Source organism: Microscilla marina ATCC 23134, from assembly GCF_000169175.1.
Taxonomy (GTDB): Bacteria; Bacteroidota; Bacteroidia; order Cytophagales; family Microscillaceae; genus Microscilla; species Microscilla marina.
The window spans coordinates 1-24,676 of the sequence record NZ_AAWS01000064.1; the positions used below are offsets into that span (position 1 = coordinate 1).

At 40.1% G+C, this 24,676-nt stretch carries 18 protein-coding genes; 11 read left to right on the forward strand and 7 right to left on the reverse strand.

All coding sequences use genetic code 11. The features are described 5' to 3' along the window. Positions 1-55: 55 nt before the first annotated feature. Both M23134_RS33170 and M23134_RS33175 read right to left on the reverse strand, forming a co-directional pair. Positions 56-1,345, reverse strand: coding sequence for a hypothetical protein (locus M23134_RS33170; protein WP_157558773.1), 1,290 nt, complete (start codon positions 1,343-1,345; stop codon positions 56-58). Between the two features lie 81 nt (positions 1,346-1,426). Beyond that, complete coding sequence (locus M23134_RS33175; protein WP_002704335.1) at positions 1,427-2,251, reverse strand: hypothetical protein; 825 nt, start codon at positions 2,249-2,251, stop codon at positions 1,427-1,429. 183 nt (positions 2,252-2,434) lie between these two features. Between M23134_RS33175 and M23134_RS33180 the strand changes: the two genes are divergently transcribed. The 4 genes from M23134_RS33180 to M23134_RS33195 all read left to right on the forward strand — a co-directional run bounded on the left by M23134_RS33180 (position 2,435) and on the right by M23134_RS33195 (position 10,090). Continuing rightward, on the forward strand, positions 2,435-4,666 hold the full coding sequence (locus tag M23134_RS33180) for a 7TM diverse intracellular signaling domain-containing protein (protein ID WP_002704338.1): 2,232 nt from the start codon (positions 2,435-2,437) through the stop codon (positions 4,664-4,666). A gap of 55 nt (positions 4,667-4,721) precedes the next feature. Further along, complete coding sequence (locus M23134_RS33185; RefSeq protein ID WP_002704340.1) at positions 4,722-5,843, forward strand: leucine-rich repeat domain-containing protein; 1,122 nt, start codon at positions 4,722-4,724, stop codon at positions 5,841-5,843. Between the two features lie 504 nt (positions 5,844-6,347). Beyond that, positions 6,348-7,556, forward strand: coding sequence for an acetyl-CoA C-acetyltransferase (locus M23134_RS33190; protein WP_002704347.1), 1,209 nt, complete (start codon positions 6,348-6,350; stop codon positions 7,554-7,556). Positions 7,557-7,897: 341 nt separating this feature from the next. After that, entirely contained in the window at positions 7,898-10,090 is a 2,193-nt protein-coding gene (locus tag M23134_RS33195) for a 3-hydroxyacyl-CoA dehydrogenase NAD-binding domain-containing protein (RefSeq protein ID WP_002704349.1), read from the forward strand. A 207-nt stretch (positions 10,091-10,297) separates the two neighbouring features. Here the strand turns inward: M23134_RS33195 and M23134_RS33200 are convergent, their stop codons facing one another. Together M23134_RS33200 and M23134_RS33205 are read right to left on the reverse strand one after the other, a co-directional pair. Next, a complete protein-coding gene (locus M23134_RS33200; protein WP_075164103.1) occupies positions 10,298-11,116 on the reverse strand; it encodes an alpha/beta hydrolase family protein in 819 nt (272 codons plus the stop codon). 108 nt (positions 11,117-11,224) lie between these two features. Continuing rightward, a complete protein-coding gene (locus M23134_RS33205) occupies positions 11,225-11,587 on the reverse strand; it encodes a putative quinol monooxygenase (RefSeq protein ID WP_045114838.1) in 363 nt (120 codons plus the stop codon). Between the two features lie 724 nt (positions 11,588-12,311). Here M23134_RS33205 and M23134_RS39325 point away from each other — a divergent pair. Continuing rightward, entirely contained in the window at positions 12,312-14,282 is a 1,971-nt protein-coding gene (locus M23134_RS39325) for a T9SS type A sorting domain-containing protein (RefSeq protein ID WP_002704353.1), read from the forward strand. A gap of 666 nt (positions 14,283-14,948) precedes the next feature. Here M23134_RS39325 and M23134_RS33220 read toward each other — a convergent pair. The 3 genes from M23134_RS33220 to M23134_RS33230 form a co-directional block, all read right to left on the reverse strand. Further along, positions 14,949-16,751, reverse strand: a complete 1,803-nt coding sequence (locus M23134_RS33220; RefSeq protein WP_002704354.1) for a glycoside hydrolase family 15 protein — start codon at positions 16,749-16,751, stop codon at positions 14,949-14,951. A 3-nt stretch (positions 16,752-16,754) separates the two neighbouring features. Further along, positions 16,755-18,938: a bifunctional alpha,alpha-trehalose-phosphate synthase (UDP-forming)/trehalose-phosphatase gene (locus M23134_RS33225; RefSeq protein ID WP_002704355.1), complete on the reverse strand. Its 2,184-nt coding sequence runs from the start codon at positions 18,936-18,938 to the stop codon at positions 16,755-16,757. A gap of 260 nt (positions 18,939-19,198) precedes the next feature. Further along, a complete protein-coding gene (locus M23134_RS33230) occupies positions 19,199-19,684 on the reverse strand; it encodes a barstar family protein (RefSeq protein ID WP_002704356.1) in 486 nt (161 codons plus the stop codon). Between the two features lie 305 nt (positions 19,685-19,989). On the opposite strand from M23134_RS33230, the gene M23134_RS33235 reads away from it, so the two are divergent. From M23134_RS33235 to M23134_RS33260, 6 genes are all read left to right on the forward strand, one after another. Next, a complete protein-coding gene (locus M23134_RS33235; protein ID WP_002704360.1) occupies positions 19,990-20,952 on the forward strand; it encodes an oxidoreductase family protein in 963 nt (320 codons plus the stop codon). A 225-nt stretch (positions 20,953-21,177) separates the two neighbouring features. Continuing rightward, complete coding sequence (locus M23134_RS33240) at positions 21,178-22,140, forward strand: type 1 glutamine amidotransferase domain-containing protein (RefSeq protein ID WP_002704362.1); 963 nt, start codon at positions 21,178-21,180, stop codon at positions 22,138-22,140. 930 nt (positions 22,141-23,070) lie between these two features. Continuing rightward, complete coding sequence (locus M23134_RS33250) at positions 23,071-23,520, forward strand: MarR family winged helix-turn-helix transcriptional regulator (RefSeq protein WP_002704363.1); 450 nt, start codon at positions 23,071-23,073, stop codon at positions 23,518-23,520. Between the two features lie 73 nt (positions 23,521-23,593). Beyond that, on the forward strand, positions 23,594-23,971 hold the full coding sequence (locus M23134_RS33255; protein ID WP_232296859.1) for a DoxX family protein: 378 nt from the start codon (positions 23,594-23,596) through the stop codon (positions 23,969-23,971). 73 nt (positions 23,972-24,044) lie between these two features. Then, a complete protein-coding gene (locus M23134_RS41530; protein WP_157558775.1) occupies positions 24,045-24,221 on the forward strand; it encodes a hypothetical protein in 177 nt (58 codons plus the stop codon). Between the two features lie 74 nt (positions 24,222-24,295). Then, positions 24,296-24,673, forward strand: a complete 378-nt coding sequence (locus tag M23134_RS33260; protein WP_045114841.1) for a DoxX family protein — start codon at positions 24,296-24,298, stop codon at positions 24,671-24,673. Positions 24,674-24,676 lie beyond the last annotated feature (3 nt).

Below are 24,676 nucleotides of genomic sequence, written 5' to 3' on the forward strand. Positions count from 1 at the left end.
TTTTTCGTGGGCAGCTTTATAATTTTCAAACTCTATTATCAAACCTTTTTGGTGGCTAATAAGTTCCCTGAGCTGTTTCCTCTACCATCAACCAATCTACCACTGGTTTTTTTGCCAGCAGAGAATCCAGCCCACCCTGTGTACTCTGTATGTATTGGCTGTACTTGTCAAAGCTTGGCAAGTGGGTATAAACAGGCTTTTGTTGCCATTGGTGTATAGCCGTGCCAAGCGAATGAATGGTGTGTTCGAGCTTGTGTTCGTAGTTAATATGGGCTTGATCAAAACCTATGAAATAATCTTTGACTTGTTGTAGTGTTTGCAAGGCTAGGTCTACATGGTGCATCAAGTTTTTCCAGTCTTTTTTTTCGGCTGTGGCCAATTTTTTTACTTGTTGTTCGTGGTCTTTTGTTTGCTTTAGTTCACGACTTTTGTTGATATAAGCATACCTCTCTTGCCACTGGGCAATGTCTTCGTTTAGGTGCTGTATCTGCTGGGGAGCTTGAGCCAATCGAGTTTGGTATGCTCCAATTGTTTTTTCCAACTGTGCAGCTTCGTACACCATTTGTTCAAAACTAATACATACTTTATTCAGTTCCTGATTAATGGCTCGAATGCCTTGGCCTTCACTTTTGGTCGAACCGCTTTTTTTAAGAAATTCCCACCCTTTGGCAACACCTTGATCAATCTCAGTATATAAGTGCATGAAGTTGTCAAACCCGGTAAAACTGGTTTGTTCATTCCACCAATCAGTATTGGTGCTTATAAGCGCACTTATCTGTTGTTCTACCTGGGGTAATTGTTTTGCGTACGCATTTTTTTTCTCCTGTAGTACATCCAGTGTTTTAATCCCTTCTACCAGCAATACATTGTTGCTGGCCATAGGAGCAACTATAGCCAGGTTGTTTTTTACCCGATTGATAAACTCTTGTGCTTCTTTTTGGCTCATAGGTGCTTTATTGATGCTGGAGTCACCCAAAATATTGGCTTCGGTAAAGTGGAGGTACTCCGAAATAAGCTGCGAAACATCAGAGGCGTGTATGTTATCTTCTATGTTGATTATTTCAGGGTATTTGTTTAGGTAGACGAGGGCTTCATTCAAACCCGCAAGCTTTTGTTGCAAGTGTTGTAAGGTTTTTACGGCTTGTTGACGAGTGGTTTTAAGCTGGTTTTGTCGCACAAAATACCCAATAGCTGCCCCCGTTATAAGGACTACTACAGCAATGGTAAACCCAGCAAGTACAGGCGAAATTGCCAGTAAAACAATGGGAAAATCTGAGTGAATATTTACCAGAGGGTAAGGCATACCATTCATAGTTTGTCGTGTCCAATAATGCTGTTTATCCATTGAACATAACATATACAATGCTCATATACAATAGTCTACCGTATTTAACTTGGTTGAGCTTCTGCTTTGCCCCCAAGCCACCTACCTGCGTTCTCTTTTGCTCAACAGTAGGCCTACCCTAAACTCGATTCCAAAGTGATTCATCGTACTGTTTTGTGCATCGGCAGGGTTGGTCTGATAAGTACTGGGGTTGAGCGAGGCGTTGAGTTCTGTGTAGTCGCTACTGCCCAACTGTAGGGTATAATAAGGGCGAACTCCTAACATTATAGGGCCTAACAGGGCGTATACTGGCAAAAAAAACGATACCCCAGAATTAAAGTTGTTGACAATTTCGGCACTGCCTGCGCCTGTTTTGTCATTGATGGTGTTGATGCCTATGTCAGGTGCAATGCCTATACCTATACCAAAGTATTCGCTGCTGGTAGCCATTAGTCCCAAGCCTAATTGAATGTTATGCATGTTAAATCGCAGCTCATGGTCAATAGGGGGTTGCCCTGGTGGACGTTCGGTTGCTGTTAAGGTTTGTCCAGCATTACCATAGCGAAACTCTAACAAAAATGGTGTGCGTCCCAGGTAGCCATAAGTGCCCAAAAAGCTCGAAAACCCTGTCAAGCGTTCTACTTTGGCCATTGCCTGATCTCCTGTCAGACGTCGGGTTTGGTTAAATTGATCTATGACATAGTTAAGCCCGTCGGCTTTTACATTTACTTGATGATACCCACCTCCCAATATAGTGTGCAAATACTGTCTGCCATGCCTTTGAGCGTAGGCATATTTAGAGGTAAACAGGTTGCCAATGCTTAGAAACAAAACTAGCAATAAAGTAGTAGAGAGTGTTTTCATAGGATCAAGGGTTTGATAAAGCGTATAATCAGCCTCTATTCCAAAAACTATGCAAGTATCCATAGATTGTCTTGTGTTCTACCTGAAAAGATAAACACTACAAGTTGCAGCTATTTTATACAAAAACTTATTTTGTTGATAAAATATTCTGCAATATATTGGAGTAGTTTTGCCTTGCGTTGGAATATTTATTGAGTATTTGAGCTAAATGTGTACCAGTACATTATCTTAATTAAATTGATTTAGATGTTTGACTATGTTATGAAAGTTTGTTTGGTGTTATGGGGTATAAGTTACTTGCCTTATCAAGCCAAGGCACAAACAACCCAGCGCCTTACCCAGGAGTTGCGTCAGGTATTTTTGACCAATCAAACCCTACATTTTTTTGAGGATAAAGAGGACATTTTAAGCCGGGATCAGGTGAGCAAAAGGCGTTTTAAGCCTGTGACCCACAAGGGAAATAACTTTGGGTTGTCGCCTGCTACCTATTGGTTTCGCTTTAAACTCAAAAAACAGGACCTTAAACAAACTGATTGGTTGCTTGAGCTGGCACACCCTTTACTTGACACTGTAGATATACATTATCAGAAAAATGGTCAATGGACAAGCATTAGGTTAGGCGACAAGCTGCCTTTTGCCCAGCGTCCGGTCAAGTCAAGGCACTTTGTCCTACCTATTCAGCTTATCGATACCACTACACATACATTTTATATCCGCATACATACTACCAGCACACTTCAGTTACCACTTACGGTGTATCAACCAGTGGCTTTTCTTGAGTATCAAAACACAGAACAGCTCGCTTTTGGGCTCTACTATGGAGTACTGCTGGTCATGGCATTGTATAACCTGTTTATTTACTTTTCTTTGAGAGTAGGTAGTTATTTGTTGTATGCTGTTTTTATAGCATTGGGCACATTGTTTTCTTCTGCCATCAACGGACATGCCTTTCAGTATTTATGGGGTAATATGCCTATAGTTGGCAATTATTCTCTGAATTTTGTGGGTGCTTTATTTCATCTGTTTTTCTTATTATATGCCATTTCATTTCTCGAAATCAAAAAATACTTACCACGTTGGCGCAACGTTTTGCATGGCTTAATTGGAGGAGCAGTTATTTTAGCAATTATTTCCTTGGTGAGCATTCCACTTTCGATCAAGTTTCTGGCTATTTTAGGAGTTGTGAATATGCCACTAGTAATACTTTTATCGGTAAAATGTTATCGCAAAGGCTTGATTGCCGCACGTTTTTTTATTTTGGCTTGGGTAGTTTTTATAGTGGGGGTAGTGTTGTTTAATTTGCAGCTATCTGGAGTATTGCCCACCAATGTATTTACTCGAAGGTTAGGTGAGATGGGGGGCATCTTTGCCGTGGTATTGCTTTCATTGGCTTTGGCCGACCGTTACCGACTTATTAAACAAGAAAAAGAGGATGCACAGGACGAAATGCTGGAAATGCAAAAAGATGTAAATGATAAGCTGGAACAAAAAGTGCAAGAGCGTACCCAACAACTACAGGCAAAGAGCGATGAAGTGATGACCCAAAATGAAGAGTTGCATCAACAAAAAGAAGAGATCGTTGCTCAAAATGAATTTATTGCTGAAACCAATCTGAAGCTTAAGCGCCAAAGTAAACAAACCCACGAAAGTATTCGGGCAGCCAAAGTCATTCAACAAGCCATATTGCCCCGCGACGAACGACTGGAGGAGCTATTTGTAGCCGACTATTTTGTGCTATACCAACCTAAAGACATTGTTTCGGGCGATTTTTATTGGGTGAGCAAGGTGAATACCGCCTTGCAATTAGACAATTTGTCTTTGCCAGGTAAAGAAATACAGCTTACTACCAAACGACTTACTCCCAGCAGAAACGAAACTGTTTTTTTAGCGGTGGTAGATTGTACCGGGCATGGGGTACCGGGTGCCTTTATGAGTATGATTGGCAACTCTTTGCTCAATGAAATAGTAAACGAAGCCAGGGTTCTTTCACCTGCCAAAATTCTAACCCGTTTGCACGAAAAAGTACAACAAGAGCTTAAACAAAATCAGGACTCCCGTTTAAACCACGGGATGGATGTTTGTTTGTGTAAACTAGAGCAAATGCCAGAAAAAAACGTGAAGGTAACTTTTACTGGTGCCAAACGCCCTTTATACTATATAAAAGGGGGTAAATTTGGTGAGCTCAAAGGCGACCGAATGTCGATTGGAGGGTGGAGCAAAAAAGCCCGGGAAAGCTTTACCGAGCAAACTCTTGAATTACAAAGTGGAGATGTTCTTTACCTCACGACCGATGGTTATGCAGATAACCCCAACCCTCAACGTAAAAGTTTTGGAACAAGTCGCTTGAAAAAACTATTGGCAGATCAGGTGGGTATTATTGTCAAACAGCAACACAAGAGTTTAATAGAGGCATTGGTCGGTTATCAGGAAGATGCCGATCAGCGTGATGATATTACTATAGTAGGGGTAAAGGTATAATGTGTAAAACTAGGTACTTATTTAACTTGATTAATTGCCTATACGCCACAGGTTCATGTATAATAAAAAAAGGTTTTTACAGCTTTTGCGCTCGACCGATCAAGTCAATGTTGCCCTGGCATTGGAAGTAGCCAAAGGGATGCCTGCGATTGATTTGGATCATTACCTGGAGGTGTATCAGGTAATGAATGCCTTGTTGCGCCCTGGTACAAAGGAAGAAGTAAGTGTAGAAGCGATCACCAGGCTCAATACTGAAGATTTAAAATTGCCCAAGTATCAACTAGCCCACCTTCCTAAGCAAATAGGAGAGCTTGCTCAACTACAATCTATAGACGCTTGCAATAATTTTCTGACGAGTTTACCTGAGAGCATAGGACAACTCAAACAGCTGAAGAAGCTGTATTTGCAGGATAATCAGTTAAGCGACTTGCCCAAAAGCTTTGCCCAACTATTACAATTGACACTATTGAATTTAGATCAAAATAGCTTCTCTGATCTACCTTCAGGCATCCAATCGTTTGAATGCCTACTTGAGCTAAGCCTCAACCATAACAAATTTACTCAACTCGCCGAAAATATTGTACAGTTTACCCAACTTCAAAAACTGTATATAAACCATAACCAACTCAAAACATTGCCCAAAAATATAGGGCAGTGCGGGCAATTACAAAAGTTGTATTTAGCGCATAACCAACTCACCACCCTACCCGAAAGCATTGGGCAACTGACCCAACTTAACGAGTTGAAGGCGAGCCATAATCGACTGGCCGAGTTGCCCAAAAGTATAGGGCAAATCACGGGGTTATATAATTTACGTTTAGAGTATAATCAACTCATTCAATTGCCCAAAAGCATAGGACAATTGAACTGGCTCTACCACCTCCATATCGACCATAACCAATTGACTGAATTGCCCGAAAGCATTGGGCATATGAACTGGCTTTATTATTTGCATGTAAGCCACAACCAGCTCGACACACTGCCCGAAAGTATAGGACAGTTAGCCCAGCTGCAAGTATTAGAGGTAAGCCATAATCGCCTTACCACTCTACCCAAAAGCATTGGAAGGTTGAGGCAGTTAAAAAGTTTGGGTTTGACGGGAAATAATATAGCACCAGCTGAACTTCAAAGGATAAAATCGTGGTTGCCCCATTGTGACATTTATTTTGATGAATAATCAATCTTCTTTTTTTAGAATATTTACGCTTGCCTGATGAAGCCAGGTAATATTCCACTGTGTCTGCCTTGATTTAGAAATAAGATTATGGACTGATCAGACAGTTGCTTAGTGCCAAGGTTTTGAGGCGAGGCAAACCAAGGTGCTTTGTCTGGAACAGCATTGTATAGGGGGCTGAAAGGGCAATTTTATTTTCACCGAAAAAAATACCCACTGGCAAAGATTCAATGGGTAATGCTTACTTTTTTCAAACAATTATTGTATTATTGCATAGAAAAGTAAAACGAGGGCATTGAAAACAATACACACAATTCCTTTTGAAACTTTTTGCTATTGGAAAATGTTAATTGATTGGAGCTTTGCTCCTTTTTATTTAAATATATAGTATGCGTGCATACTATTGCAGGTTTGACCAAGCCTTTTAAATATAAGAAAATTAAAGGAGTTTGGTCAGTCCTTATGTCAGAAAAATTACCCAAAACCCAATAAATTCGAGTTTTAGTTATGAACGAAGCTTATATTTACGACGCTGCTCGTACCCCTCGTGGACGTGGAAAAGCCGACGGAGCTCTACACACCACCCAACCTATTCACCTCCTTACTACAGTATTAAAAGCCCTTCGCGACCGCAACAGTTTAGACACTTCTTTGGTAGAAGATGCCATCATGGGTTGCGTATCTCCAGTAGGCGAGCAAGGTTCAGACATTGCCCGTGCCGCTGTAATTGAAGCTGGCTACGCCGAAACTACTGCGGGTGTTCAAATGAACCGTTTTTGTTCTTCTGGTCTTGAGGCTATCAATACTGCTGCTGCCTATGTAATGTCTGGACAGTCGGACATGATTGTAGCAGGTGGAGTAGAGTCTATGTCTCGTGTGCCTATGGGCTCAGACGGAGGCGCTATGTTTACCAGCCCCGAAATGATCGGTAAACACAAAATGGTTCCTCAAGGAATCTCTGCCGATTTGATTGCTACCAAATATGGTTACAATCGTGAGCAGTTAGACCAATTTTCGGCTATCTCGCACGAACGTGCCGAACTTGCCTGGAAAGAAGGTCGTTTTGACAAGTCTATTATCCCGGTAACCGATAACTTAGGTATTCCTTTATTGAGCAGAGACGAAGGCATTCGGCCTGGAACTACTGCCGAAAGTTTAGGCAAATTAAAGCCTTCTTTTGAAATGATGGGACAAATGGGTGGATTAGATGCCCTTGCTTTGCAAAAATACCCAGAGTTGGCAAAAATCAATCACGTACACCATGCAGGTAACGCTTCTCAGATTACCGATGGTGCAGCGGCTTTGTTGATTGGTAACAAAGAAGCAGGTGAAAAAGCTGGTATGAAGCCCCGTGCCAAAATGCACTCTTTTACTATCATTGGAACCGAGCCTACCATTATGTTGACAGGACCTGCTCCTGCAGCCGAAAAATTATTTAAGAAAACTGGTTTGAAAGCAAGCGACATCGATTTGTATGAAGTAAACGAAGCATTTGCAGTAGTGCCTATGTTGTTTATGGATCGCATCGGTATCGACCAGTCTATTATGAACGTAAATGGTGGTGCGATTGCTATGGGTCACCCATTAGGTGCTACTGGTGCTGTGATCTTGAGCACTTTGCTCGACGAGCTTGAGCGCCAAGACAAAACTTTAGGTTTAGCTACACTTTGTATTGGTGGTGGTATGGGTATCGCTACTGTTATCGAGAGAGTATAATTTAGAAGACAGTCAGTCCACAGTCAATAGTCCATAGTCAGTAGCATCTACAGCCTCAAGGTATAAGTAACAAGTCGCAAGCCTGAAGTTGTTTTTCGGGTATATTACCTGTTTATAGACCTTTAATTTGTATAGCTTATAAAGTTATATAAAAAACGTGGAAGCTTGTAAAATAGCTTGAAGCAGCAGAAATTTCTATCTGGCGATTTTATAATGTTAACAATCAATGAGCTATAAAATCGGTAACAGGCTTGCAAACCAGCCTCAAGCTAAAGGCTAATAGCTAAAAGCTTGAGGCTGCAGAAGCTACGGACTCCCAACTAAAAAACTAGAAATAAACAATGATTTTATATAACGTAAAAGACGGAGTAGCCATTATCAGCTGGAACATGGAAGGCTACCCAATGAATGTATTAAACGAAGACTCTATCAAAGCTTTTGCCGATGCTACTGAGAAAGCAGTAAACGATGCAGACGTAAAAGGTATTATTATAACTTCTGAAAAAGATGCTTTTGGCGCAGGTGCCGACTTGAAAATGATCAAGAAAATGCTTGCCCAAAAAGATTTAGATGTAAAAACTGCTTTTGAAAACGCCCGTGAGCTTAACCAGGTATTTCGTCGTTACGAAACCAGCGGTAAGCCAGTAGTAGCCGGAATCAACGGTACTGCTTTGGGTGGTTTTTATGAAGTATGTTTGGCTTGTCACTACCGCGTGGCAGTAAACAACCCTAAGGCGCAAATTGGTTTGCCAGAAGCACAAATTGGTTTGATTCCTGGTGCAGGTGGAACCCAACGTGTGCCTCGTATGATAGGCATCGAAGCAGCGGCTCCTTTGTTGCTCGAAGGCAAGCGCCTCAAGCCAGAAGCGGCTCTTAAGGCTGGTTTGGTAAACGAATTGGTAGCTGATAAAGACCAGATGATGGCAGCTGCGAAGAAGTTCATCGCAGAGAACAAATTCATTATGCAACCTTGGGACGAAAAGAACCGCAAGGGACAAATCGTAGGAAAGAAAAACTACCGTGTACCTAAAGGTAACATTCAAAGCCCTAAAGGTGTACAGGTATTGATGCCTGGTACAGCGCTTTTGATGGATAAAACCAAGGGGAATTACCCAGCACAGTTGGCGATTATGAACTGTGTATACGAAGGTTTGCAGGTACCGATGGATCAAGCGCTTGACATTGAGTCTCGTTACTTTACTCAAGTATTGCGCACACCTGAGGCGCGTGGTATGGTGCGCACTTTGTTTTTTGGTATCCAGGATGCCAACAAAGGCGAAGCTCGTCCAAAAGACATTCCTAAGACTGAGATCAACACTGTAGCCATTTTGGGTGCAGGTATGATGGGTGCAGGTATTGCCTATGTGTCGGCAATGGCTGGAATGAACGTAATCTTGAAAGATATTTCAGTAGAAAATGCGGAAAAAGGAAAAGATTACTCTCGCAATCTTTTGAAAAAGCGTTTGTCTAAGAAACGTATAACTCAAGAGAAAGCTGACCAGGTGCTTGAGCTGATCAAAACTACTGATAAAGTAGAAGATTTGGCCGCAGCTGATTATATCATTGAGGCGGTATTTGAAAACCGTGACCTGAAATACAAAATCACTCAGGAAACTGAAGCGGTGATTCGCGAAGATGTGATCTTTGGTTCTAACACCTCTACTTTACCTATTACTGGTTTGGCAGAAGCTTCTAAACGCCCTGATCAATTTATTGGTATTCACTTCTTTTCGCCGGTAGACAAAATGATGTTGGTAGAGGTGATTATGGGTGAGAAAACGTCTGACAAAGCTCTGGCAGCTACTCTAGACTACATCCAACGCATCAAGAAAACCCCGATCGTAGTAAACGATTCTCGTGGATTCTATACCTCTCGTTGTTTCAGTACTTACACTGCCGAAGGGATGGAAATGCTACAAGAGGGTGTAAACCCAATCTTGATCGAGAACGCAGGTAAGTCAGCAGGTATGCCAGTAGGTGCGCTTGACGTAGCCGATGCGGTAGCACTTGACTTGGCTTACAAGATTATGAAGCAAACCTCAAAAGATACGGGTGAGCCTATGGAAGCAATGCCAGGTGGTAAAGTAGTGATTAAGTTTAACGAAGAGCTTGACCGTGTAGGTAAGAAAGCCAAGAAGGGATTCTATGAGTACCCAGAAAACGGCAAGAAATACCTGTGGCCAGGTTTGCAAGAGCATTACCCATTGGCAGAAAACCAACCCAACATCGAAGATTTGAAAACACGCTTCTTGCACCGTCAGGCCTTAGAGTGTATCCGTTGTTTGGAAGAAGGTGTATTGCGTAACCCAACCGATGGCGATGTAGGATCTATCTTAGCGTGGGGATTTGCTCCTTACACTGGAGGCGCCTTCTCTTACGTAGATGCAGTAGGCATCGAGCAGTTTGTAAAAGACTGTGACGAGTTGGCGGCTCAGTACGGCGACCGTTTCAAGGTATCGGACAAACTACGCGACATGGCAGCTAAAGGCGAAACATTCTTTAAAGATATGGCATTAGAAGCCGCAGCTGTATAAGTTTTTGACCAAGTACCCTCGCTTTTAGCGGGGTTTCAATAATAGATTAAATCCCCGTTTCTGGTTTTGAAACGGGGATTTTTTTGTTTCAATTTGGTTTAAGCGCAGCAGTAATTTAAGCCTAACGATATCGAACAGCTTACGACTGTTCTTGCGCAGCAAATTTTTATATATCGCTTGTTTTTCTCCGAATATTGCCTGCCTACCTTATTGAATAAGTTCTTTTACAAGCTCAAATACTTTTTTGTTAAAAGCTATTGCGTGCCCTTGACCTTTGAGGGCGACAAATTTGACTTTCTGCTTGTTAGTTTCCAATGCCTTTACATACTTATTCGCAATATTGAGAGGGACTACTTTGTCACCCGTTCCATGCAGTACTGTTATTTGTGTGGCATTATTGATACGTTTTACTTCTTCAATTGGAGAAAGGCTGTTTACCTTTGCATCCCATATTGGGGCGTTGTCTTGCAATGCCTTCATGTGCTTTCGCCAACGATGAAGATCACAGGGGCAGGAGATAAGCAAGGCATTAGTGTAGTCGCTTGAATACTCCGCAAGTAAATTTGCCGAAATAGCTGCTCCTCCAGAGTGACCCACTAAAACTACTTTAGAAGGATTGTACTTTTTCTTCAAATTTTCCGCAAGGCGATGTATTGAAGTAAGCACCTCTTTTGTATAATTATCTCCAGTGGCTTCTCCTCGTTCTCCTTTAGAGCGATTGCCCTTACTGTCGGTGTAGCCAGGCCTGAGCACCCCTACTGCCACTACATTTTGATTCTCTTTTGCAATTTTCCTGGCAATCGCATACTGATAAGAAGGCTTGTTAAATGGTGCATCCCCATGCAGTACTAAAATCATGGTTGGTCTATTCAACGTTCCTGCACTGACATAAGGAATATGGAACAGTTCAGAAGGTATTAGATTGCCGGATTTTGTGTCATTTTGGCTTGCGTTTCGTGCCGAATTACAGGCAAGACAAACAAGGGGGATGAAAAGAAATTGAACGATGTTTTTTTTAAAGCTCATTTGTTTATTCTAGGTTTTATATGGTAAAATATAAGGTGTTCTTTTTAGCCATAACTTAATCCCAAGGATAATGAACATTTTATGGTTGTTCTTACCGTTGCTTAAATACTACTTCAGCTTATTCAAAGACGAAATCATTGTAAAATGTGCTACATTGATTTTTTTCACCCGTTGCCTCAATGCCTCGCTTGCCTTGCCAAACATCTCTAAACTTACAAACTCCCTGAATTCTCCCAATCTGGAGGCAAAAGATTTGTAGTTGTCAAAATGAAACATCACTGCCTCAGAATTTACATAAGTTTCCAATACTTTGATGGTAGTCGAGTCGTCAGATACATACCAGTCATATTGTAACATGCCTTCTTCGGTGTTGGTGCAATGTGCTTGTAGTTCTTGCACCACTTCTTGTAGTTGTGACAGTTGGTTGTCAAGCAACTTGGACGTAGCGATAATTATAATTCTATCTTCCATATCATTAAGTAATTATGTTGATCAATAATATCAAGTAGCAATATCTACCCTTTTTTGGATGAAGTCAGGTTAATTCTGTAGTTATTTTTGTGCATATAAGCCTCCTGATGTGATGTTACACCTTAAGGGGAGCACCCCCAAACAACAAATGCTCGGATGAATGGCCTTTTAGATATATTCCTGACAATTATTTATATGATAAGTGCAGTTTATTATTGCCTTTATTACCTGTAGTTTTTATTTTAACTATTAGTCAATGAATGACAAATGATTATTTATTTTGAGTTTTTATAAACTTTCAATAACTGCTTCCTTCTTGCCTGTTTGTAGGGTATATATCAAGGCATCAATAAAAAACTTACTAGGTAAATGGATGGTTTTTTGGAGGAAGTTGTTTCTGTTGATTATAGTGAAGTTGTAAATAAAAATAGGTTTAAGCAATTTTAAGAGGTTATTAGACTTGCGTTATTTTGAATAAAAAAATCTTACCATGATAAAAAGAAGTTAAAAAAAACTATTGGTCGAACAAACTATATCATTCTTTGTAAAGCTACAAAAACGCACGTGTGTAATTTTTTTCAAAGAAAATTAATATTTAATATAATTTAGTTTATAGTATTTTTTTTAGTTGTCATTATATTAATAGAATATAACGTGTTTTAAATATTGTATGGCTATATTCATAATAATAATTAAATTTATTCAATTTACACCAACCTAAATTATGTTACAAAAATTTACTTACCTCATTACCTTATTGTGTCTTTTTACAATTAATCACAAAGCACTTGCACAATTTTCATATCAAAACCCTGGGTTTAACTTTTCCTCTATAGAAAATTATGGTGCTGCAAGTCAATACTTGCTGGGTTATCCTTCTACTAAAGAAGGAATAGAACTATTTCCTGTAGGTACCGATTTGTATGACGGCAACGATGTTAATACCATTTATTATGGGCGTACACCTTCCAATTCATCTAACAAGCCAGTAATCGTATTTGTACACGGCTACGCAAGTAGTGCAAGTGTATGGTATACTGGATTTGATAATGCTTATGCTGATGTTTATAGAGATGGTTACCGTTCGGCATTTGTATCTATGACCCCCAACAAACATATGTGGACCAATGGCAACATGCTGTCTAAAATGCTTGACCAGATTAAGTCTTATTATGGAGTGTCAAAAGTAGTGATTGTTGCCTGGAGCAAAGGGGCAGTAGATACCGATGCCGCCATTGTCCATTTTGGAGCAAAATCTAAGGTGTCACAAGTATTTACTGTGGGTGGTGCGCACTTTGGTACTAGCTTGGCAGAACTGGCAAATGCGAGGTTATTGGCTCTTCTAAATATCATTTTTATGCAAGACAATGATGCTACCAAATGTTTGCAAAGAGGGTATATGAACTATTTCAGGTCTATTACCGACAATAACTCTAACAATACCGTAAAGGTGACCACTCTGGGTGGATGGGGAAATGGGCCACTTGCCAGATTGTCTATTCCACAAGCAATACTTTACTTGGCTGAAGGGAGCAAATCTAAAGGGGGGAACGATGGAGTAATTGCCTACCAAAACGCCAAACGACCTAATAGTACCTCACTTTTTACAGGCTTAAAGCCAAAGAAGTTTTTAGGAATAACTTATTCTTATGACGGCTCTGACAAAACTGACCTTGACCATTTTGAGGTAACGCGTGGAAACCTATTTTGGCCTCATTTCAAAAGCATTTTGGAAGGATCGAACCAGAGACAACAGCTTGCCCGCACCACGAAAAGCTACAACCCAAATGCGGTTGTCCATAGCAAAATGCAAATCACTCAATCAGTAGGTGGGCAGCAGGAGTTTGTAGTAGAGGAGAATGCAGGTAACATTACTATATTGGCTAATGACTTGTCTTCAAGCGAGCAATTGAAAGTACAAAGAGTAGGTGCCACAGGTGCTTCATCAGAAGTGTTAAGGGCGATTCCGATGAACAAAACAGCCAAAGATAACAAAGCAGATTTCTACACACTGGGTAAACTAGCTCCTGGTAAATATACCATCGCCTCTAAAGAAGGAACTCCAATAATTATTTTGCCAGAAAATGGCGTTGAGATGGTTTTAAATACTGGTTTGACTCATGAAAAGTTGGTGCATACCAATGATACTCCTATTACTTTATCTGCATCTATCTTGCAGGCTAATGGGAGCCTGATAGGTGAAAAAGTTAAAATTACCGCCACCTTCCAAAGAGTGATGGACTTGCAATTAAACAACGTCGAAAAAGTAGAAATCCCAGTCATTTTTGAGAAAAAAGGAGATCACTACGAAGCCAGCATTACCGAAAACTTGGTGAGTGGTATTTACCACATCAATATGAATGCGTCTGGAAAATCGTTTTCTAAAACTTTGATTACCAGTATTGCGGTAACTGAGCGAAAGACTACTCAAGTAAAAAATGGTTTGGTGTCAAATGAAGAGTTGAATGTATTCCCTAGCCCGACTAGAGGTGCTTTTACAGTGAGAATGAAAGCACAAGAGAAGGCTTCTCAAATAACCATTTATAACCGTTTGGGAGCAGTGGTGAAGAGTTTTGCGGTTGAAGCCAACCAAACAACGTTAGCATTAGATGCAGATACTCTGGGATTACCTAAAGGAATGTATTTTATAAAGATAAGCAACAGTAAATTGACCAAAAGATTAATTGTTGATTAAGCTAATGCTTAGCCTAACAAAAAATGAAGCCATCCTGATTTTAAGGGATGGCTTTTTTTATGGATTGCTCAATTACACCAATTAAAACCTATTGATAATGAATGGTTTACAACCATATTTGTGCAAACAAAACTTGATAATATCGTTTCCCCCGTTTTTTTAAGCCCAAGACAGTACGTCATTAATAATCTTACGCCGTTGCTTGTGTCTTCACAAGCAACCAAAAGATAATCTCAGAACAACCTTCTACGCTCGTTTTTCGGAATACTGAAAAGTGCCCTAATGGAGTCGGGGGTTGGCTGTTAAAAGCCTTCCGTAGAAGGCTTGGATGAATGGAAGCCTCCAAACTTACTTGACAAAATACTATGGGGCGCCAAGCGATGAAATTTACTACGCCAGGGCAACCATAAAGGATTGCCCCTACAAAAGGCATTTGAATGGGTTTTGACACTGCTATTTTAAGCCCTGTTACGCCGTTGCTTGTGTCTTCACAAGCAACCAAAAGAATAATCGCAGAACACCTTCTCGTTTTTCGGAATACTGAAAAGTGCCTTCAGGTGCTGGAATCGGGGTCAGTAGTTAAAAGTCTTCTTTAGAGCCTTCAAACCTTTTATAAATGCAAGTCTCTGAACTTGCTTGGGAATGCAAATTATTACAAAACCACACCTACCGCTTCTCAAAAGACAAAAAATTAGGTTTATCCAGCTTTTTAGAAATACGAGCGGCGGCATTCATCAAACCCACGTGACTATAAGTTTGCGGGAAGTTGCCCCATTGACTGCCATCCTTGGCGCTCACATCTTCACTCAACAAGCCCAAATGATTGCTATACCTCGATAATTTCTCAAAAGTGCTAATGGCCTCGTCTAACCTACCCACACAAGCCAACGCCTCTACATACCAAAAAGCACAAATAAGAAAAGTGGTTTCAGGCTCGCCAAAATCGTCTTGGTGCTTGTAGCGGTAAAACAAACCTTCAGGGGTTTTCAAATCTTGTTCTAAGGCAAGCAAGTGACTTTTGGCGCGTTTGCTGTCAGATTTGAGGTAGCCCATTGTAATCAAGTGCAGCGTGCTGGCATCAAGGTTAGGCGTGCCAATCGCCTGGGTATATACCCCTCTGGTGTCGTCATACGCCTTCTCTATGTATTCAGCCGATTTTTTCTGCAACTGGGTTGCCAAGTTCACCATCTTTTCATCTTTCAAAAACTTGCCTATGCGCAAAGCCGCAGCACTACCCGCCCAATGAAACAAATAAGTATAAGTATGGTATTGGGCTTTGTTTCTAAACTCCCACAAGCCCGCGTCTGGTTCGTCTATAGTTTCCTCTATTTTTTGCAAAAGCCTAAAAATCAATATTTTAGATTCGTGTCTTTCTTCAAAAACAAAGCGGTTGTCGGCATAAATGGGCAGCAACGACACCAGTATTTGTCCATATACGTCGTTTTGGATGTGTTCATACGCCTGGTTGCCCACCCGCACCGGAGGGTTATTGTTTTGATAACCTGCCAAATCCAATATTTTTTCCTCAATAAAAGCATCTCCATTGATTTTGTACAAAGGCTGTAAACGCTTATCGTCCCTCAGAGCAATATTGGTAATATATTTAAAATAGAGTTCGAGCTCCTCGAAGTGCCCAATATTATTAAAAGCATTCAAGGTATAATAAGTATCACGCATCCAGCAATAACGATAGTCCCAGTTGCGGGTACTTTGGGGAGACTCAGGCAGGCTCGAGGTAGCCGAGGCAATGATAGCACCGGTGTCTTCATATTGGTGCATTTTGAGCACCAAAGCCGAACGAATCACCTTATTTTGGTAAAAATCGCTGATACTGGTACTTTTCACCCATTTCCGCCAATACTGAATGGTATTATTTAAAAAAGTTTCTGCTGTATCTTTAATACTGGCTTCCATGGGGCTACCGTAGGTCAGGAACAAATACTTGGTTTCGTTCAGCAAAAAATAAGATTCATCCTCTATAAACGTCAAGGATACGTCAGTAGTCAGGCGCATTTTTTTTTCTAAACCCAAATACTCTATATGATTGCTCCCTCGGTGGTTTTCTGGGGTAAAGTTGCCATAATTGCCCACAGGCTTACATTTTACCTTTACTCTGGGCGAACCCGAAAGCGGTTCTATCTTTCTGACCAACATCAAAGGGCGATAGTAGCGGTCGAAATGGTAAAAACGGGGCGCAAAGTCGGTCACTCTATACTTGCCTTCCTCGGTAGCTATTTCAGTACAAAGAACATTGGTGTTCTCGATATAATATTGCGTAGATTCGAAGTTGTCTTGCGGAGGTAATACCGAAAACTCGCCCCCCTTCTTACTGTCCAAGAGGCTCCCAAATACAAAACTGCTATCAAATCTTGGAAAGCATAACCAAACAATATTTGTGTTCTTGGCAATGTGAGCCAAATAAGCACAGTTTCCAATCAAGCCAAAGTCGTAAGTATGTCTTTTATCCATGAGTTATTTATTTTCTCTTCCTAAACTTTTCAAAAGGTCTCTTACCTCCGTCACACTGTCCAAATAATAATTTGCCTCAGAATTACCTGTCCCCACTTTGATGGTAAAAGCATTTTCGGGCATGGCTTTAAATGTATCCTCGTCGGTTTTGTCGTCACCCAAAGCAATCACAAAATCTGAAGGAAACTTTTGCAGCCATTTGGTAGCCCCCACTCCTTTGTTAGCAGTCATGGGTTTTATTTCTACCACCATATTACCCTCTAGCACTTGCAGCCCCATATTACTGGTCAAATACTTCAAATGACTGCTCAATTCTCTTGTTCTTAGCTCGCCCAGGCCTACCTCTACTTTGCGGTAGTGCCACACTAAAGAATACGCCTTTTGCTCTACAAAAGCGCCAGGGGTTCTATTGACGTACAAATCCATTACTGGGTAAATTTCTTTTTGCCAATCGTTGTTCATCCCTTCTTGCACCTCCCAGTCTTTGCCCATCTGCTTGCTCCAAATGCCGTGTTCGGCTATCAAATCTATGTCTAAGTCTCCAAACCATTCTTCCAGCGTGTGGTGCTTTCGTCCACTGATAATCACCACTTGGTTTTTGGGATCTTGTATCAAATTATTTAAAATGTCATACAATTCTTGATTGGGTTTGGCTTGTTCAGGTTTTTGGGCAAAACCCGTCAGAGTACCATCATAGTCTAAAAATAAGAGCCTTTTTTCGGCTTTTTGGTAAGCGGCTTTGATGCGTTTGATGGTGTTTTCTTCCAATATTTTGGTGTGCATGTACGACTGTTGCTCCTTTACTTCTGTCAATCGGTCTAAAAATAGTTTGACCCAATGGTGAATATTATACCTTTTCAAGGAATTTTGCATAATTTCCATGTGAAACTTTTGCTCATCTTTGGGCATTGTAAGGGCTTGGTGCAACGCGGCTACAATTTGTTTGATGTCGTTAGGATTAATCAAAATGGCATCGGACAACTCTTTAGAAGAACCAGCCATTTCGCTCAAAATCAACACACCCGTTTGGTCTAACCGGCTGGCAATGTACTCTTTACAAACCAAGTTCATTCCGTCGCGTAGAGGAGTCACTAAAGCAACATTTGCCATTCTATAAAAAGCCGATAGTGCCTCAAGAGGGAATGAGCGGTAAAAATAATGCACAGGAGTCCAGCTTACCCGCCCATACTTTCCGTTGATGCGCCCTACCAACTCATCTATTTCTGTTTTTAAGGCTTGGTACCTGGGTACCGTATCGCGCGAAGGCACCACTACCATAAAAAGCACCATTTTTTCTAAATACTCAGGGTATTCTTCAAAGAATATTTCTAAGGCTTGTAACCTGTTTTTGATGCCTTTGGAATAGTCAAGTCGATCTATAGAAAGAATGATTTTTTCATTATTTAAAGACGAACGGTAACGCACCTCCCTATTAATCGTGTCGGGCGACGAAGCTTTTTTAGCGTATTTATCATAATCGATACCCATAGGAAAGGCATCTACCACTACCTTGCGGTTGCCCATTTCAACTTCTCCATGAAAATAACCTATTCCTGCCAAACGATTTACCGAACTCAAAAAATGCCGCATGTCGTCATAGGTATGAAAACCCACTAAATCGGCTCCCAACACACCCAAAAGCAATTCTCTACGCCAAGGCAAGAGCCTGAAAATTTCGTAAGAAGGAAAAGGAATGTGTTGAAAGTAGCCAATGCTTATGTGAGGACGTTTTTCTCTAATTAATTGTGGGACAAGCAGTAGTTGATAATCGTGTATCCAGACGGTATCATTTGCTTCGCACACCTCCAAAATAGCTTCCGCAAATTTTTGATTGACTTGTTGATAACTTTCCCAAAAAATATCTTGGTAAACGGCGTATTGGGGGAAATAGTGAAAAGAAGGCCAGATGGTAGCATTGCTAAAGCCCTCATAAAAACCTTCTACGTCTTCTTCTGACAAAAAAATAGGTTTGAGGCTTTCCTTTTCCAGGTCTTCAGTGACTTGATTTTTTTCTGCTTCACTTGTTAAGTGTAAACCAGCCCAGCCTAGCCAGATGTTGTTACCTTCTTTGTAGATTGACCCCAAGCCTGTGGCAAGCCCACCCGCGCTTGGTGTGTAGGTTAACTCCTGATTGTTTTTCTGAATTTTGATAGGGAGGCGATTAGATACAATGATAGTTTTACTCATTTTTGATAGGGTTATTTTTTAGACTTGGTTAGATTGTGTATAAAGATTTCTCAAAGAGTAAATTGATGCTTAAAATAGTGAATATATAGATTGTGCTATGCATTGTTAAGTTATTAAGCTTTTTCAGATGTGGTTTGGCTGCAGGTAAGAAGCTAGATTGAACTATCTTTTGCTAGTGTGTATATGTGTCTACTTGCAGATCTGTTTGGTACTCGCTGAAATACCCGCAAAAACGTGGGTGTTAGTCGAGAGGTTTAGTGTTATTTTTCCATTCTACATTTGAGGTAAAAATTAACCGCACCTATTGGTTGCGTTAACTCAAAATTTTTGTCACGAACTTGTACTAAGGTGATTAATTTTCTATTCCATACAATGCTTTGGCGTGAATAAGTACAGAAAATGTCAAGAAGCGTGTGAACGTGTTCTAAATCAAGGTTATTCAAGTGCCTAAAAATAAGAACAACACCATTGTTTGGTATTTCATAGTCACCTAAACAATCTGTTAGAGCATCATAATTTTTACCAAAATAACTCGGGAATTGCAGTTTTTTTTCCAAGTCAAACATCAACTCCATTTTGGTAGAAATAAAGTTGCCATCAAACTCTATTATTTTGTACTTCTTGTCCTGGAGAAGTTTGATATCATAGTTTAACTTTGTCTTATTAGAATAAATTCTAATAAAGCCATCTGACATTATTGCTTTATCAATGTATTTATCTCTCTGAGTTTTCTGTTGTTGGTTCATGTAAAATCACTATAGTTTAATGATATGCACTTGCTCAAAAGGTGAATGAGGAATCAAAATAAGCAATATAAAGTTTATGGTTTTGGAAATACTTCAGATGAGCATTTTTTTAGGAAAAACGATGGAACTGCTTGATAAATGGGTTAAAATAAGTAGATGATTTTGTATTTAACTTAGTATTACTTTTGTTAGCAACGCATAGTTGGAAACCTTTACAGATTTTTGGTTCTTTGCCTTGCTTGCTTTTGCAAATATGATAAAACAACCCCATTTTGCGCACCATAGCACAATAAAGCCATAAAAAGATGAATTTTACAAAACACCTGCTAAAAATCACCCAATCTACCGAATGCAAAGAAGTTGAAACCATCCAATCTTTATGGAGCGGCTACGGGAGCATTGTTCGCTACCAATTGAACAACCCATTGCTTAAGACAGTGGTAGTAAAACACATTGCCTTAAACCAAGCCAACGAACACCCAAGGGGCTGGAACACCCAAAACTCTCACAATAGAAAAGTAAAGTCTTATCAGGTAGAAACCCATTGGTACAAGCAATGGAGCGAGCTTTGCCCCGATAGTTGCCGAGTTCCAAAGCTCATTGGCGCTTATGCCGAAGGCGATGATCAGTGGATCGTGTTAGAGGATTTGAACCTCCACTTTCCAGTGCGAAAAACCCAGCTTGATTTGCCTGAGGTAAAAGTGTGCTTGACTTGGTTGGCAAACTTCCACGCCACTTTTTTGCAACAACCGCCTGCTGGCTTATGGGAAGTGGGCACCTATTGGCATTTGGCAACCCGCCCCGACGAACTTGAGCAGATGGAACACCAAGGGCTCAAAGCTAAAGCCGCTCAACTTGATGACTTGCTTAACCAATGTAAGTACCAAACCATTGTACATGGCGATGCCAAACTCGCTAATTTTTGCTTTTCTGAAGATGACAAAAAGGTAGCTGCCGTGGACTTTCAATATGTAGGCGGGGGTTGCGGAATGAAAGACGTGACTTACTTTTTGGGCAGTTGTTTGTCGGGTGCCGAATGTGAACGCTACGAAAGCGAGTTGTTAGACACTTATTTTGTCGCATTGAAAAAGACATTGGCTATAGCCAAACCCCATGTAGATGCCGAAGCTCTAGAGCAAGAATGGCGGCAACTATACCCCATTGCCCTTGCCGACTTTACCCGATTTCTGTTAGGCTGGATGCCTACCCACCAAAAACTGAACGACTATAGCATGCAAGTAACCGAGGAGGTATTGGTAGGTTTGTAGCACGAAGGTTTTGGTTCAAAAACGCTGTTCCACAAGTGATCACACCTTTTATAATATTGATTTTTAGTGACTTATAAAAGCCGTTGCAAATGTGTATAATGTTTTGAAATATCTTCAGATTAAATGATATAATAAAATCTATATCATATGTAAAATAAGTTATTTCATTTTATAGCACTAACCCCTCATCTTTGTGGCGTAATAAATTTTAAAACACAAATAATTATGAGTACTAAAAAAGCACTAATCTTAACAGCTAACACTCAAGACCCGGCTGGGTACAGAGAAAAAGGTGGATGGTTCAATAAATTTTTGATGCGTGGGCTAAAACAGCGTATGGTGAGGTTAAATATGCTTGTTTTATTGACCTTTTTGGTGAGCTACCAGGCGGCATTTGCTGGTAATATTCTGATTGTAATGTCAGATGTGTCGCAAATGAAACTAAAAGGAGGGTATGATTACAAAACAGGTTTTTATCTAAATGAGTTGATGGAGCCAGTCAAAATATTTATGGAGGCAGGTCATACGCTGACTTTTGCTACTCCAACTGGCATAGCACCAACACTTGATTTGGTTTCTGATACACGAAAACACTTTTTGGATGAGAGTCAGGAAAATTACAATGCTCACAAAGCCTTGTTTAACCGATTGATGCTGAATGATAAAAAACACAGTCCCGTTGTAAGTTTCGCTCGTATTGAACAAATCGGTATTGAAAATTTTGATGCTGTATTTGTACCTGGGGGGCACGCTCCATTAGGCGATTTAGTGGACAACGATTTACTGAGCAAGTTCTTACATCACTTCCACGCCAAATCTAAGCCTACAGGGTTGGTATGCCACGGTCCGGTTGCTTTGTTATCTTCTTTGCCAAATAGCGCCGGGTTTGAGGCTGATATGAGAGCTGGTAAAAAAGCCAAACCAGCTAAAGGTTGGATTTATGCAGGTTATAAAATGACGGTTTTCAGCAATTCAGAAGAAGCCACTGCCACTAAATATTACCTGAGTGGTGACCAATTATTTTACTGGCCACAAAATGCCCTTACCAATGCGGGTGGTAAGTACTCTCGTAGCAAGAAAGACTGGGCTCCTCACGTGGTTGTAGACCGCGAATTAGTCACAGGTCAGAACAACAAATCAGCAAATGCTACCGCCAAAGAGTTGCTAAAACTACTCAATAACAATTAAAGGTAGTTAAACTATCCCCCTATAAATCAGGCGTAGGAGCAATGAGGTTTAGCCAGAGTTTGGGGCTGTATTTTGCGTGAGTAAGCAAACAGCCCGAAAACAGCCCGAATTCTGGCGATAACTTTTTAATGCCTCAGATTTCTCAAAGTTCGGTCAATATTGAGTGCATGATCAAATTAGTATTTTCTATATGTATGCTTTTGGGTTTAGCTTCATTTCAAGTAAAAGCGCAGCAAGCAAATCATTTTAATTCCTGGTGGATTTATAGCGCTAATGTTCGTGTGCATAACCAATTTTCTGTGAGTGCAATGTATGTCTGGAGTCGAAACGATTTCGTAAAAAACTGGCAACAATCCCACGCTGGCGCAAGTCTCCAGACTTGTGTCCATCGTAGCAAATTCAAGCTTGAGTATTTGTTTTTTGCAAAAACATGGAAGTGAGCCATCCCGAACTTGCTTCGGGGCAAGATGCTTCCGCAATTATAAGCACAAGCGAAGGATGCTTGCGCTAGGGGTGAGTCTCCAAAAACCGATTAAAAAGAAAGTGACCCGATCTTGTGCTTTGCAGACAGGCAAAATAGCATACAGAAGAGCACCAATAAATAGAATAGTTTTCATGTGATCAATACTCCGCAGTACTTTTGGTGAAAGTTGTTTGCTGGTAATCAGTCATTTATGAATTTAAAAACTATTTAACTGGTTGGTGTAGGCTAAAACTGAAACCCTTTTAAAAATAAAGTGAGTACGCAATCTTAATATAAGATACTGGTTTACAGTATTTAACAAGGTAAACATTTACTCGAATCAGCTATGGACTACCGACTAAATACTATGGACTATTGTGTGATTGCTTAAAGTTTTTTTGTTTTTTTTGATAAATATTTACCAGGGTAAATAAATTTTTATTAGCTTTGTCAAAAGTTAGAAAAAAATGGCAAAAATTGACGAAGAAATAAAGTCTTCATTTGTAGACAACAAGTATCGTTTGTTAGCAAATGTAGTATTTACTCGAAACTGGATTCAAAACCAATTTGCGAGCTTTCTCAAGCCTTTTGGCGTATCTCCTCAACAGTTTAACATTTTACGCATCTTACGAGGCGCTAATGATTGGCTCAATATGCACGAGGTGAAGACCAGAATGGTAGAAAAGTCTCCCAATGCTACTCGCCTTTGCGACAAGCTGGTAGAAAAACAGTTGGTCGAAAGAGCCAGAAGTGAAGAAGATAGGAGAGTAGTGCATCTAAAAATTACAAAAGCTGGATTAGATTTGTTAATAAAAATTAATGAGAAGGATGACAAATCACACATAAATTTTGTTGAGAACGTTTCAGACGAAGAGGCAAAAATTGCCAGTGAAATTTTGGATAAATTGAGAAGTTAAATTTTTTTAATAAATATTTACCTAGGTGAATATTTATATGGTAAATAAATATCAATTCAAATTACATTTTATTATGAAAAAGACAGATTTATTAATTTACAGAATTGCTACCGGGTTATTGACATTGATCATGACATTTAGTGCCACTATGTATTTTACACAATATGAAATGGTGAGTCAAAAATTTTCAGCGGCAGGTTTTGCCACATTTATTATATACCCGATGGCTATAGCCAAAATTTTGGGCTTGGTGGCTATATGGACCGACAAATCTACCATGCTAAGAGAGTGGGCGTATGCCGGATTTGTGTTTAACTTGTTGTTGGCAATAGGTGCCCATCTGGATGTTCAAGATGGAGAATATATACCTCCCATTGTAGGATTGGTAGCGGTAGGAGTATCTTACTTTTATAAGCATAAAACATTGAAAGCACCTGCATCAAACGAATAAACCAGGCTCTTTTAAGCCTTTTTTTAGGAGACTTGAGGGCTTTTGTTTATAGAATACTGTTTATCAAAAATGTATGACTGTGTTAGCAAGAGGTAGGAGGGGAGTTCATTTAAAAGTGGCAAAAACTGCTTTAGATTTGTTAGTACAAATGAGTGAGAAAGATGACGAGTCATATATAGCCTTTATTGAGAATGTTTCGGACGAAGAAGCTAAACTAATCAATGAAACTTTAGAAAAACTGAGAGATTAAATTTTTTTACACAAATATTTACCTAGGTGAATAATGACAAGGTGAATAAAATTATTTTTAAATCACATTTTATTATGAAAAAGACAGATTTATTAATTTACAGAATTGCTACCGGGTTATTGACATTGATCATGACATTTAGTGCCACCATGTATTTTACACAGTATGAAATGGTGAGCGAGAATTTTCCAAAGGCTGGTTTTCCTGTATTTATTATATATCCGCTGGCTATAGCCAAAATTTTAGGTTTGGTGGCTATATGGACAGATAAATCTACCATGCTAAGAGAGTGGGCTTATGCCGGGTTTGTGTTCAACTTGTTGTTTGCGATAGGTGCCCATGCCCATGTTCAAGATGGAGGGTATGCCCCTGTAATTGTAGCACTGGTAGCGGTAGGGGTGTCATACTTTTACAAGCACAAAATGTTGAAGGCATCAGCATTAAGCGACTAAAGT